At 65.9% G+C, this 13,919-nt stretch carries 10 protein-coding genes; 1 reads left to right on the plus strand and 9 read right to left on the minus strand.

All coding sequences use genetic code 11. The annotated features are described in order from the left end of the window. Positions 1-1,182: DEAD/DEAH box helicase (locus HG262_RS22050; RefSeq protein ID WP_169273061.1), on the minus strand; the 1,182-nt coding region annotated here is incomplete at its 3' end. Positions 1,183-1,486: 304 nt separating this feature from the next. Between HG262_RS22050 and HG262_RS22055 the strand changes: the two genes are divergently transcribed. Continuing rightward, a complete protein-coding gene (locus HG262_RS22055) occupies positions 1,487-2,959 on the plus strand; it encodes a YdgA family protein (protein WP_169273062.1) in 1,473 nt (490 codons plus the stop codon). A gap of 91 nt (positions 2,960-3,050) precedes the next feature. On the opposite strand, the gene HG262_RS22060 is transcribed toward HG262_RS22055, so the two are convergent. The 8 genes from HG262_RS22060 to HG262_RS22095 form a co-directional block, all read right to left on the minus strand. Then, the gene (locus tag HG262_RS22060) at positions 3,051-4,259 is read right to left on the minus strand and encodes an amidohydrolase family protein (RefSeq protein ID WP_169273063.1); all 1,209 of its coding nucleotides are present in this window, start codon (positions 4,257-4,259) and stop codon (positions 3,051-3,053) included. A gap of 25 nt (positions 4,260-4,284) precedes the next feature. Continuing rightward, entirely contained in the window at positions 4,285-6,015 is a 1,731-nt protein-coding gene (locus HG262_RS22065; RefSeq protein ID WP_169273064.1) for an ABC transporter ATP-binding protein, read from the minus strand. A gap of 7 nt (positions 6,016-6,022) precedes the next feature. After that, positions 6,023-6,949, minus strand: coding sequence for an ABC transporter permease (locus HG262_RS22070; protein ID WP_169273065.1), 927 nt, complete (start codon positions 6,947-6,949; stop codon positions 6,023-6,025). Positions 6,950-6,958: 9 nt separating this feature from the next. Then, positions 6,959-7,930, minus strand: coding sequence for an ABC transporter permease (locus HG262_RS22075; protein WP_006224503.1), 972 nt, complete (start codon positions 7,928-7,930; stop codon positions 6,959-6,961). Positions 7,931-8,074: 144 nt separating this feature from the next. Then, the gene (locus HG262_RS22080) at positions 8,075-9,682 is read right to left on the minus strand and encodes an ABC transporter substrate-binding protein (RefSeq protein WP_169273066.1); all 1,608 of its coding nucleotides are present in this window, start codon (positions 9,680-9,682) and stop codon (positions 8,075-8,077) included. A gap of 355 nt (positions 9,683-10,037) precedes the next feature. Beyond that, positions 10,038-11,426, minus strand: coding sequence for a GTPase/DUF3482 domain-containing protein (locus HG262_RS22085; RefSeq protein ID WP_169273067.1), 1,389 nt, complete (start codon positions 11,424-11,426; stop codon positions 10,038-10,040). Further along, entirely contained in the window at positions 11,419-12,867 is a 1,449-nt protein-coding gene (locus tag HG262_RS22090) for a DUF2868 domain-containing protein (protein WP_169273068.1), read from the minus strand. Before HG262_RS22090 ends, HG262_RS22085 begins: the two co-directional genes overlap by 8 nt. Positions 12,868-12,971: 104 nt before the next feature. Then, positions 12,972-13,862: an AraC family transcriptional regulator gene (locus HG262_RS22095; protein ID WP_169273069.1), complete on the minus strand. Its 891-nt coding sequence runs from the start codon at positions 13,860-13,862 to the stop codon at positions 12,972-12,974. Between the last annotated feature and the right edge of the window lie 57 nt (positions 13,863-13,919).

Consider the following 13,919-nt stretch of genomic DNA (forward strand, 5'->3'; position numbering starts at 1 on the left):
TTCCTGGCGTTCGAACGCGGCGGCGCTGGTGGGCGACGGCGTCCAGCCTTCGATGGGCTTGCGCTCGATCGTCTTCTTGATCAGGCGTTCGATGTCCTTCAACAGCTTGATTTCGCTGTTGTCGACCAGCGAGACCGCGGCGCCGGTGGCGCCGGCGCGGCCCGTGCGGCCGATGCGGTGCACGTAGTCTTCCGGCACATTGGGCAGTTCGAAGTTCACGACCTGGGGCAACTGGTCAATGTCCAGGCCGCGGGCGGCGATGTCGGTCGCGACCAGCACGGTCACGGTGCTGTCCTTGAAGCCGGCCAGCGCGCGGGTGCGGGCCGACTGGCTCTTGTTGCCGTGGATCGCGGCGGCGGTCAGGCCGTCCTTGACCAGCTTTTCAGCCAGGCGGTTGGCGCCGTGCTTGGTGCGCGTGAACACCAGCACCTGGTGCCAGCCGCTTTCGCGGATGATGTGGCTGATCAGGTCGCGCTTGTGGTGCTGTTCCACCATGTGCACCGTCTGGGTGACCAGTTCGGTGGCGGTGTTGCGCGGGGTGACCGAGACTTCGCCCGGGTTGTTCAGGACGCCGCGCGCCAGCGTACGGATCTCTTCGGAGAACGTGGCCGAGAACAGCAGGTTCTGGCGTTGCTTGGGCAGCAGCGCGAGGATCTTGCGGATGTCGCGGATGAAGCCCATGTCGAGCATGCGATCGGCTTCGTCCAGCACCAGGATTTCCACGCCCGACAGGTCGACCGTCTTCTGGCCGCAGTGGTCCAGCAGGCGGCCGGGGGTGGCCACCAGGATGTCCAGCGGCTTGCGCAGCGCGGAGATCTGGGGGTTGATATTGACGCCGCCGAACATCACCATGGACGTCAGCGAGGTGTACTTGCCGTAGGTCTGCACCGATTCCGCGACCTGCGCGGTCAATTCGCGCGTCGGGGTCAGGATCAGGCAGCGGGGGCGGCCAGGCTTGCGCAGTTCCGGCTTCTGCTGCATCAGCAGGTGCAGGATGGGCAGCGTGAAGCCGGCGGTCTTGCCGGTGCCGGTCTGTGCGGCGGCCAGCAGGTCGCCGCCTTTGAGCACTTGCGGAATGGCTTGGGCTTGAATGGGGGTGGGTGCGGTGTAGCCGGTATCGGCAATGGCGCGCAACAGGGAATCAGCCAGCCCGAGGTCGGCAAAAGGGGAAGAGGTAGTCAAAACAACTCCAGCGGCAGCCCGTCGCTCAAGTTGAGAGACTCCAATCCAGGCGGACGAATAAGGAGAAAAGGGAAGCGCCCTGATGGGCGAAGCTTGGCAGCGAAGGGCCTAGCGGACGTGTGCAGATTGGCAAAGCACACAGGGCGATTGTAGCTGATGTGGCATTGCAGCACCGGGGGTTTTTTTGCTGGGCGGTATCACCACGTAACATATTGCATCGCCTATGCACGAAATAAGTGTTTTCCCTAGGCGGCACTCCCTATAATCCCTGCGCTTATATCCATTTGAAGAATAAAGGATCGCTATGAAGAAATCGGCATTAGTGGGTGTCGTTGTCGTACTGGGTGCAGTGTGGACCGGCACGGCCTGGTACACGGGCCAGAAGGCCGAGGACTTCGTCAATCAGTCGATCGCGAACGCCAACGACAGCCTGAAGACGTTTAGCGACAAGTGGGGCATCGCGTCCAAGGTCGAGTTGGTGTCGTTCGAGCGCGGCGTGTTTTCGTCTACCGCGCGCTACCGCGTGAAGTTCACCGCGCCGGCCACCGAAGGCAAGCCGGCCGAAGATCGCGACGTACTGTTCGTCGAGCACCTGAGCCACGGCCCCCTGCCCCTGTCCAACCTGAAGACGGGCGCCTTCGTGCCGGCCATGGTGGCCAGCGACTTCGCGTTGGAAGAGACCCCGGCCGTCAAGGAATGGTTCGCCGCCGCCAAGGGCGCCACGCCGCTGACCGGCCACTACAGCGTCAGCTACGCCAAGAACATCACGGGCACGTTCAACCTGGCGCCGGTGGAAGTCGCCAAGGGCGACACGAACCTGAGCTTCTCGGGCATGACCGGCAACGTCGAATACGCCACGGGCACGAAGCACGGCGTGGTCGACCTGAAGACGGACAAGCTGGTGCTGTCCGGCCAGTCGGAGAACAGCGACATCGTCAGCATGGCCCTGCAAGGCATCACGCTGACCAGCGACATGACGCCGGCCTCCAACGACATGTACGTGGGCAGCCAGAAGGTGACGTTCAAGGATTGGACGATCACGTCCAAGGAAAAGCCGCCTGTCCAGTTCAAGGACACCACGATCGCCGTGGACGTGACCGAAGCCAATTCGCTCATGGGCGCCAAGATGGCCATGGACTTCGGCATGATCAACGTGCAGGCCAAGGACATGGCCGGCATGAAGCTGGCCATCGACGTGCAGAAGCTGGACTCCAAGGCGTTCAAGGCATTGAACGACGTCTACGAAGCCGCTTCGCGCCGCATGATGCAAAGCAAGGGCGAGGAACAGACGCCGCAGTTCACGCCGGAAGAGCAGCAGGTCCTGAAAACCAACGTCGAACTGCTGCTGGCCGGCAATCCGACGCTCGCCGTGTCGCCGCTGGAAGTGCGTACGGCCAACGGCACCTCCACGTTCAACCTGAACCTGGACCTGACCAAGCCGGCCTCCATGGAAGGTGAATTCACGGATACGCTGACGCAGGCGATTCGCAAGCTGGACGCCAAGGTGGTGCTGTCCAAAGGCAACCTGAGCGACCTGATGGCGATCGAACCGCAGATGCGCGGCGTGCCGGCCGAGCAAGCCGCCCAGACCGCCAAGGGCCAGGCCGAAATGGTCGGCACCATGGCGGCCGCGATGGGCATGGCCAAGGTCGAGAACAACAACATCGTTTCGTACCTGAACTACGCTGACGGCCAGGTCGACTTCAACGGCAAGAAGATGCCGGTCGAGCAGTTCCTGATGATGGTGATGAGCGGCGCGATGGGTGGCGCGCGCTAAGGCGCGGGTACCGCAATCCACGCAACGAAAAAAAGGCCGCCGCGCCGATGGGCGCGGCGGCCTTTTTTTATCGCCGGGGCGTTGATATTTGCTAGAACGGCAAGGCGCCCGCCGCCAGTTCCCCGTTGCGCAGCACCGCCACATGGAAGCGCTTGTCGGCCGCTTTCAGGATGTCTTCCGTGGGGTCGCCCTGCACCAGCAGCAGGTCGGCGACTTTTCCCTCGGCGATGATGCCGTGCTGATCCAGGCCCATGAGGTCATGGCCGCGCGACGTGCCGGCGATCAGCGCGTCCACCGGCGTCATGCCGAACTCCACCATGTAGGCCAGTTCCATGGCGTTTTCGCCATGCAGGTTGAATGGCGTGCCGGCGTCCGTGCCCATCGCGATCCGGCCGCCGGCCTTGTAGTACATCTGGAACGACTCGCGGTGGCGCTGTTCCACCGCCCGCGCCTTTTCCACGGCATAGGCCGGGATGCCGTTGTCGGCGTTGGCGATGATGTTGCGCACGGCGGCGATGGTGGGCACCAGGTACGTCTGGGCCTCCAGCATTTCGCGCAGGCAGTCATCGTCCATGAAGATGCCGTGCTCGATGGAATCGATGCCGGCGCGAACCGCGTTCAGGATGCCTTGCGTGCCCTGCGCGTGGCTGGCGGTGCTTTTACGGAAGCGCTTGGCTTCATGCACGCCCGCCTTCATTTCGTCGAAACTGTAGTGCGCGTCCATCGGGCTGACGCCCGGCGTCATGACGCCACCGGTCGCCATGATCTTCACCAGGTCGCAGCCGGCGTGCACCTGTTCGCGCACGGCCTTGATGACGTCTTCACAGCCGTCGGCGATGCGGCCGATGCGGTTGCCGTGTCCGCCCGTCATGCAGATGATGCGGCCCGACGCCTTGATGGTGGGGCCAGGGAACACGCCGCGCGCGATCGCGTCGCGCACGCCGAATTCCAGATAGTCCTTGCCGCCGCAATCGCGCAGCGCCGTGACGCCGCCGCGCAGGCTGGCCTGGGCGTTTTCCAGCGCGGTCAGCGTGATCTGGGCGGGGCCTTGCTTGCTTAACTGCGCGTTGGGGTCAGCGCCGCCGGTGTAGACCAGGTGGACATGGCAATCCGCCAGGCTGGGCATCAGCGTCATGCCCGCCGTATTGACCCGCGCGCCGGCGTAGCCGTCGAATTCGCCCGCCGGCGCCACGCGCGCCACCCGCTGGCCGTCGACCAGCACGCCGTGGCCTTGCAGCATCTTGCCCTCGCCATCGAATACCTGTCCGCCGATGAAGAGGGTCTGTCGTGTCGCCGTCATGTCTCGCTCCGGTTGCGCTCAGGCGTCAGCCTTCCACCACGTCCAGCCCCTGGCGGGACATGGATTGCAGGCGGGGCATCAATCCAAGCAGGTGTTGGCTATAGGGGTGTTGCGGATGGTCGAACAGGCTTTCCGTTTCGGCCACTTCCAGCAGTTCGCCGTAGCGCATCACGCCGACGCGGTCGCACATCTGGCGGATCACCGGCAGGTCATGGCTGATGAACAGCATGGTCAGGCCCAGCTCTTCCTGCAGGTCTTTCAGCAGGTTCAGGATCTGCGCCTGGATGGACACGTCCAGCGCGGAAGTGGGTTCGTCGCAGATCAGGAAGCGCGGACGCGTGGCCAGCGCGCGGGCGATGCAGATGCGCTGGCGCTGTCCGCCCGAGAATTCGTGCGGGAAGCGCTCGGCCGCCCGGTCACCCAGACCCACCACGTCCAGCAGGTCCGCCACGATGCGGCGGGCCTCGGCTTCGCTTGCGGCCAGCTTGTGAAAGCGGATGGGCTCGGCCACGATGTCCAGCACGCGCATGCGCGGATTGAGCGACGAGAACGGATCCTGGAAGATCATCTGGATCTGGCGCCGGAACGGATTAAGCTGCTTTTCGCCCTTGAGGGCGGTCAGGTCGGTGCCGCCGAACGTGACCGATCCTTCCGAGGGCGTGTACAGCCCCGAGATCAGCCGTGCCACGGTGGATTTGCCGGACCCGGATTCGCCCACCAGTCCGAAGACCTCGCCTTCACCGATCGAGAAGTTCACGCGCTTGACCGCGTCCAGCGTGCGCTGGTTGCGTTTGAACAGCGCGCTCTTGAGCACGAAGCGCATGGAGAGGTCCTGCACCTGCACCAGCGGGCCGCCGGTATGCGCGCCGAAGTCGCGCCGTTGGCCCAGCCAGTGCGTGGCCAGGTCCAGGGGCTGCGACGGCGTCTTCACGTCTTCAATGTAGGTGACCAGCGGAAAGCGCTTGAGCTTGATGTCCGGGCGCGGCACGGCCGAGATCAGGCTGCGGGTGTAGGGGTGGTCGGGGTCGCCCAGGATCTTGGCGGTGGGGCCTTGTTCCACGAGCTTGCCGTGATACAGCACCGCCACGCGGTCGGTGACGTCCGCGATCACGCCCATGTCGTGCGTGATGATGATCATGCCGACCTGCTCTTCGCGGCACAGCTTTTTCAAGAGCTCGAGGATCTGCGCCTGGATGGAGACGTCCAGCGCGGTGGTGGGCTCGTCGGCGATGATCACCTCGGGCTCGCAGCACAGCGCCAGCGCGATCACCACGCGTTGCCGCATGCCGCCCGAAAACTGGTGGGGGTACTGCTGCACGCGCAGCTCGGGCTGGTCGATACCGACCTGCACCAGCAGCTGCACCGCGCGTTTCTTGGCTTCGGCATGCGACAGATTCAGGTGCACCTGCATGGTTTCGACCAACTGGCTTTCCACCGTCTGCAAGGGGTCCAGCGAGGTCAGCGGATCCTGGAAGATCATGCCGATGCGGCGTCCGCGCACGCGGCGTTTCTGCGCCGGCGTCAGCGTGTCGATGCGTTCGCCATTGAGCAGCACCGCGCCGCCGGCCAGGCGCCCGGGCGCTTCCAGCAGGCCGATCACCGCGTTACCGATGGTGGACTTGCCCGCGCCGGATTCACCGACCACGCCCAGGATCTCGCCTTTTTCCAGGGACAGCGATACGCCGTCCACCGCCACGAGCGTGCCGCGGCGGCTGGGGAATTCAATACGGATGTCTTCGATGTTCAACAGGGCCATGACGTCCTCAGCGCAGCTTGGGGTTGAGCGCGTCGCGCAGCCAGTCGCCCAGCAGGTTGACCGATAGCACCAGCGCCACCAGCGCAATGCCGGGGAAGATCGATATCCACCACATGCCCGAGAACAAGTAGCTGTTGCCGATGCGGATCAGCGTGCCCAGCGACGGCGACGTGACCGGCACGCCGACGCCCAGGAACGACAGCGTGGCTTCGGTAATGATGGCGATCGCCAGGTGGATGGTGGCGATGACCAGCACCGGCCCCATGACGTTGGGCAGAATGTGGCGGCGCAGGATGGTGACGGGGCCGATGCCGATGAGACGTGCGGCCTGCACGTATTCCTTGTTGCGTTCCACCAGCGTGGAGCCGCGCACGGTGCGCGCGTACTGCACCCAGCCGGAAATGCCGATGGCGAAGATCAGCACATACAGGGCCAGCTGGTCATGCATGTCGCGTGGTAGAAGGCCGCGCGCTACGCCGTCGATCAGCAGCGCGACGAGGATGGCGGGAAACGACAGCTGCACGTCGGCGATGCGCATGATGAAGCTGTCGATGCGGCCGCCGGCATAGCCGCTGATGAGGCCGAGCGTCACGCCCAGCACCATCGAGAAGAGCACCGAGGCAAACCCGACCAGCAGCGATACGCGAGAGCCATACAGCACGGCCGACAGGATGTCGCGGCCCTGGTCGTCGGTGCCCAGCAGGAAATCGGGGCTGCCGCCCTCTTCCCAGGCCGGTGGCGTGTTGGCGTCCATGATGCTGAGCGACGCCAGGTCGAAGGGGTTGTGCGGCGCGATGATGGGCGCGAACAGCGCACCCAGCAGGATGGCCAGCGTCACGGCGGCGGCAATCATGGCGCCGGGCGAACGCTTGAAGCTGTGCCACAGGTCGCTGTCGGCGGCGCGGGCAAACATTGGAGCGATGCGAGCAATCATGTGATTTCCTTATTTGCTCTGCACGCGCAGACGCGGGTCCACGGCGAAATACAGCAGGTCGACGACCAGATTGATGACGACGAACATGAACGCGATCAGCACCAGGTAGGCCGCCATCACAGGAATGTCCACCATGCTGATCGCCTGGATGAACAGCAGGCCCATGCCGGGCCACTGGAACACGGTTTCGGTGATGATCGCGAACGCGATGATCGACCCCAGTTGCAGGCCGGTGATGGTGATGACGGGCACCATCGTGTTCTTGAGCGCGTGGCGGAAATTGATCAAGCGTTCCGGCAGGCCGCGGGCGCGCGCGAACTTGATGAAGTCGGCGCGCAGCACCTCCAGCATCTCGGCGCGCACCAGGCGCATGATCAGGGTCATCTGGAACAGCGCCAGCGTGATGGCCGGCATGATCAGCGCGAGCCAGCCTGACTTGGTCAAAAAGCCGGTGGTCCACCACCCCAGGCTGACGACGTCGCCGCGCCCGAAGCTGGGCAGCCATCGCAGCTGCACGCCGAAGACCAGGATGAGCAGGATGCCGATCAGGAACGTGGGCAGCGAAATGCCGGCCAGCGAGATTGCCATGAAGGCCTTGGACAGCACGCCGTGCCGCTTGAGCGCGGTGTAGATGCCCATCGGAATGCCCAGCGCCAACGCCATGACGGCGGACACGAAAGACAGTTCCAGCGTGGCGGGCATGCGTTCTTCAAGCAGTTCGCTGACGGGCCGGCGCTGGCGGTACGAGATACCGAAGTCGCCCTGCACCGCATTGCCGACGAAGCGGGCGAACTGCACCACGAAGGGATCGTCCAGGCCGAGCTCGACACGCAGCTGCGCGCGTTGTTCAGGCGTGGTGTCCTGGCCGACCATGCTGGCGATCGGGTCGCCCACATAGCGGAACATGGAGAACGCGATCAGCGCCACCGTCAACATCACCAGCACCGACTGGATAAGCCGTTGCGCAATAAAGGAAAGCATTATCAGGTGCCCTCGTTTGCAGATAACGCCGGGCCGCGCGTCCGTTGATGGCGGGAAGCGGGGCTGGGCCGGGCGCGCCCGGACGGCTGTCGCCGTCCGGGGCTCACATCGTCAGAAAATCAAAGCAGCGATTACGGCAACGGGTTACGGCAATACCACGTCGCGCAAGTCCAGCACGTCGTCGGCGCGCTGGATGACCTTGATGTTGTCCTTCACGCCCCAGGACATCGGCTGCTGGTGCAGCGGCAGATAGCCGAAGTCCGTGCGCACGATCTCGAAGGCCTCTTTGATCATGGCGTTGCGCTTGGTCTGATCGGTTTCGACGCCGATCTTGTTGGTCAGGTCGTCGACCTTCTTGTTGCAGTAGCCGCCCAGGTTGAACTGGCCGGCTGCCGTCTTCGCGTCGCGGCAGGCCGCCAGGTTCAGCAGCGCGTTGTGCGCGTCGGTGGAGCTGGGCGTCCAGCCCAGCATGTACATACTGGTCTGGTTGCCTGCCTGCAGCAGGATCTTGCCGAAGTACTTGGACTTGGTCTGCGCCAGCAGGTTGATCTTGATGCCAACGCGGGCCAGCATGCCGGCGACCGCCTGGCAGACCTTTTCGTCGTTGACGTAGCGGTCGTTCGGGCAGTCCATCGTGACCGTGAAGCCCTTGGGGTAGCCGGCTTCGGCCAGCAGCTTCTTGGCGCGTTCGGGGTCGGGCTTGTACGGCGCGCCGTAGGAATCGGCATAGCCGTTGATGGCGGTGGCCACCAGCGAACCCAGCGGCTTGGCCGCGCCGCGCATGATCTTTTCGTTGATGGCCTTGGTGTCGACGGCCAGCACGACGGCTTCGCGCACCTTGGCATCCTTGAAGGGGTTCTTGCCCTTCACGTCCGAGAACAGCAGTTCGTCGCGGTCCTGGTCCATGCCGATGAAGATGGCGCGCGCTTCGGGCGCCGTCAGCGGCTTGACGCCCTTGGCGTCTTCCAGGCGCTTCCAGTCCTGCACGGGCACGGGCTGCACCAGGTCCATTTCGCCGGAGATCAGCGCGGCCACGCGCGTGGCTTCCTGCGTGATCGGCTGGAAGATGACTTCGTCGACGTTGGTCTTGATGTCCTTGTTCCAATAGCCGTCATAGCGCTTGAGCACCGTTTTCACATCGGGCTGGCGCGAGACCAGCATGAAGGGGCCGGTGCCGTTGGCGTTCAGGTTGGCGTAGTTGCCCTGGTTGTCGCCTTTGACGTTGGTGGCTTCGGTGGTCTTGTTCTTCTCGGCCCACGTCTTGCTCATGATGTACAGGAACACCCATTCGCGCGGCAGGATGGGGTTGGGCGTGGGGGTGGTGACTTCAATGGTGTAGTCGTCCACCTTCTTGATGTCGGAGGCCTTGGCGCCATAGCCCTTCATGTCGGAGCCGGGGGTCAGGCTGCGTTTCCACGAAAAGATCACATCGTCCGCCGTGAAGGGCGAACCGTCATGGAACTTCACGCCTTTGCGCAGCTTGAACACCCATTTGGTCGGCTCGGGGTTTTCCCAGCTTTCGGCCAGCAAGGGGGTCAGTTTCAGGTTGCCGTCGTAACCGGCCAGGGTTTCGTAGATGTTGCCTTGGAAGCCCAGCGTGAAGGTCTCGTTCAAGGCCATCGGGTCCATCGACGTGGCGTCGCCTTGATAGGACCAGTGGAACGTCTTGGCGGCCGCGCCGGCGCTGAATGCCAGCGATGCTGCAACGGCAGCCGCGAGCGCAGCTTGCTTTAGGTGGGGGAAAGTACGCATAGCCCTCATGCTCCGTGTGGTGCGCGGATCGCGCGACAGAAGTGACAGGGCCCCGGCCCCATCGGGATCCGGGGCATGGCGTTGCTGCTTACGACGAAAGACGGCGTGGGGTCGGATGGCGCGCGGCGCGGACTGCGCACGGACCGTGGAGGACGATGCCGGGAATCACTGCCGAAGACTTCGACTTCACGATAGACCCAACCCCTTGTGAATGTCATGGCGGGGACGGACCGCGCCGATGCAGAACGAATCTTATAGATCGATTCGTTTAAGCGTCAATCGGTTTGGATTGGGGTTAGTCCGCGCTTGCCGCCGGCGTTGAATGGTGCGTTCCTCGCCGGGAACGGCGCGGTGATCAGGCGTCCGGACGAGGCGCGGCGGCAAGGGTTTTCGCCAACTCGTGGACGGTGCGCTTCCTGCGGTCGCTGTCTTCGTAGTGCTTGCCCAGCGCCGACCATTCGGGACGGCTACGCGCTTCTTTCAGCGCGTCGGGTAAGGGGCCTTTCCGCCAGGTCTCGTCATCCGGAAGGGCTAGTTTCAATGGTTCGCGCGCGGCATGGCCGCGGCGTTCCAGTGCGTCGATCAAGTGCCGCTGGCGCAGGGCCAGCAAGCGCAGCACAGCGTCGTCCACGCTGATCTCGCGCCAGCCGCGCAGTTTGCCGGCGACACGCTTGCCCAGTTTCTCGACGCCTTGCCACAGCCCGCCGGCCGCCGCGCCGATCAGCATGCCGGTACCCAGGCTGAGGCCGGCGCTGAGCAGGTCCACCGCGGCGCCCGCCATTGCGCCGGCGGCGGCACCCATGCCGACCTGCACGCCCATGTCTTTCAGCGCCTGTGGATGGAACAGATCCATGCCCCAGCGTTCGCCTTGCAAGGGCAGCGCGTTGTCCGAAAAATCAGACGGACGGAAGTTATAGAGCGCCAGTAAGGCATTCACGCAGGTCTGTTCGCGTTGCCGGACCTGATCGCGTAACTGATTCGACGTGGCGGCTAGTGCCGCTTCGTCGCTGGCGCTGGACAGGTGCAGCGCCGCGACGTCGACCAGCAGATCGGCCAGCAGTTCGTAGGCGGCGGCGTGGCGTTCGCGGCGTTGCGCGGACAGGCTGTCGGCAAGCCGCGCCAGTGCCTCGGCTTGCCGGTCCAGCAGCACGCCCAGTTTGGCGTACAGCTGCTGTTCACCATCGAGCGGCGGCGCGACCGTGTCGAATTCCACCACCGCATGCAGGCCCAGCCGCGCCATCGCACCACGCCATTCGTCGGCACGGTGGGCGGGCGCGTTCACGAAATTCAGCACCGGCAGCAAAGGCCGGCCGCAGGCGGCCAGGATGGAGAGTTCGTCGCGATGCTTGCCTAGCACGGGATCGCGCGCGTCGATCACATACAGCGCGGCGTCGCAGTCCAGCATCTTCGTCAGGACGCGGGCTTCTTGCTCGTAGCGGCCATGCGCCTCGGGCGTGTCCAGGAAGCGGCGGATGCGCGCCGGCCCGTCCAGCCGTTCGTCGGGGCCGTCCAGCCGTTCCAGGTATTCCAGCAGGGCGATGCTGTCTTCCATGCCCGGCGTGTCGAACCATTCCAGTACGGCGCGGCCTTCCAGGCGCAGCCGCGCGCCTTCTACGTGGCGGGTGGTGCCGGGGCTGTCGGCCACCTCGCCGAACGCGGTGTCCCGCGTGAGGGTGCGCAAAAGCGAGGTCTTGCCGGTGTTGGTGTGGCCCACCACCGCGATTTTGATGACGTCGTCAGCCATGGCCGGACTCCAGCCACGCCAGCGGCGCGGCGGGGGGTTGCAGGATGGCGTCGGCGGCCAGGCCCAGGGCGAGCAGGCGTTCGCGCCACAGTGCGGCGCGCGTGCCGTCCCCGGTCGTCTCGTCCGGGGACGGGGCCGTGATGAGCCAGACGCGGGTGGCTTGCGCGTGGGCGGACAGTTCGGCGATCAGGGACAGGGTGCCGCGGTCGGGCGTCTGGCGGGCGTCGCAGGCGATCAGCAGGCGCGAGGCCGCGGCCTGGGCCAGTGCGTCCAGCACGTGGTTGCGTTCTTCCCGCGTGTCCAGGTTGCCGGCCAGCCGGATGCCCTCGGGTACCTCGGTGGGCGGCCAGGCCACATCGGCGGGCAGTTCCAGGCCCAGCAGCACGGGTTGCCCGGCCAGCCCGGCCAGCGACGGCGCACGCATGCGGGGTTCGTGCAGCGGGTCTACGGGGCGGTCGATGCCGATCGATTGCGCCGGGGGCTCAAGGCGGTCGCGCAGCGGCGCGAAACCGGCCAGCGACGGGTCGATGCGCAAATGGCGCAGGGCGCGCAGCGCGGCGGCCACGCACAGCGTGCCCGCCAGCAGGCGGGGCAGGATGCCGTAGACCACCAGCACGCCGATCAGCCACAGCGACCATTGCACCTGCGCGTCGGCGGACAGCGTCTGCGCGCCGTCGCTGGCGCGGATGACGGCGGCGTCCGGCATGGGGAAGCCCAGGTGCGCGGGCAACCAGCCGATGGCCTGCGTCAGCCCGACGAAGGTGTCGGGCGCCAGAAGCGTGGTGGCCCAGATGAAGCGGTAGCTGGCGGTGGACAGCACCGCCAGCAAGGCCGCCAGCGCGGCGCACAGGGCCGTCAGCCACAACAGATGGCTCACGGCCCCGAAGAGCCAGCGCAACGCGCCTGCGCGTGCCAGGAGGTTCAGGAGGGCCTGCGGCACCAAGGCGCCATCGGGGCCGCGCGACAGCTTGCGGGTGGCCCACAGCCAAAAGCGGCCCAACCCGGTCACGGCCGACGGCCTGAGAAGAAAGCTGGCCAACCACAGCAGGAACGTCAGCGCGTGCAGGCCGAGCAAGGCGCCCAGCGCCCAGAGCACGTTGACGGGGCGCGAACCGTCGCCCAGCGCGCCCAGGGCTACGCCGATGCCGGATATCAGGGCCAGCGCGAACAGCGCGGCCAGGATGCCGCGTGCGCTGCGGCGCCAGGCGTCGACCATCGGGGTGAGGTGTTCGCGTTGCGCCAGCAGGTCGGCGCGGGCCAGGATGCGCGAGGGCAGGTCGGTGTCCAACTGCCGCACGCGCCGGACGGCGTCGGCGTCGTCCAGCGGGCCCCAGTGGGTTTCGCGCAGGCGGATGAGTTCGGCCAGCCAGTGTGCGCGCAGCGGGCGCGAGGCGGCCGGGCCGGCCAGGGGTTCGGAATCGCGAGAGGGCGAAGGCGGCATCGCGTCGTGGGCAAGCGCGGTCGGACCGCGGTGTCAGGCCGCTAAGGGCGATGCGCCATTGTAGACCGCGCGGGTCGGGAAACGGGGCCGGACAGGCGCCGCGTTCAGTGCTGGCGGCGCGCGCTGCGGTACTGGCCAGGCGTGACGCCGATGGCGTCGCGGAACACCCGTGACAGGTGACTGGCGTTGCCGAAGCCGCTGGCCTGTGCGATGCCGGCCAGGTCACCCTTGCCGGCAGCCAGCAGGCTGCGGGCGCGCGCCAGGCGGCGTCCGCGCACCCAGGCGTGGGGCGGCTCGCCGAACGAGGTGTGGAACATGCGGGCGAAATGGTAGGTGGACAGGGCGGCGATTCCCGCCAGTTGGTCCAGCGTCAGGGGCTCTTGCAAGTGCGCGTCCACGTAGTCCATGATGCGCCGGCGCACGGCGGGGGCAAGGCCGCCGCGGGCGGGCGGCGCGGTCTTGCGGGCCACGCCCTGGTTCAGCAGGTGGTGCAGCACGGTTTCCGCGGCGCTGCTGGCCGCCAGCCGGTCCGCCGGCTGCGCCCAGTCGGTGCCCAGCAACTGCCGGCACACGTCGATCAGCGAATCGTCCTGGATGTAGGTGCGGTCGCGCAGTTCCAGGGTGCGGGGCTCGCAGTCCAGCCGCATGACGGCTTCGCGCGCCAGGCGTTGGGGCGCGATGTACAGATGCAGGAAATGCACGGTGTCGTTCATGCACCAGCGCGAATAGTGTTCGGCGGGCAGCACGCAGAATTTGCCGGCGCCGCCGTGCAGCGTGTCGTGGCCGACCCGAAACGACTTGTCGCCGCCGTGCAGGTACAGCGACAGCGTGTGATGGCCGGGCGCGTCATAGCCCAGGGTTTCGTTGGCGCTGCGGCCCCATTGTGAAATGGCCATCCCTTCGCCAAGCGGCGCGGCGCGCTCCAGCGTGGCGGTGGAGCGCGACAGCGTGCGGAAAACGGAGAAGTCGGCGAGGGCCGAGGCGATGGTGCCCATAGGACTGAAATGCTACTGCGATCTCGCGCGCGGCGCGCGCGCGATCACGTAAAAACC

Origin of the sequence: Achromobacter sp. Bel, from assembly GCF_012928505.1 — a bacterium.
Classification (GTDB): Bacteria; Pseudomonadota; Gammaproteobacteria; order Burkholderiales; family Burkholderiaceae_B; genus Achromobacter.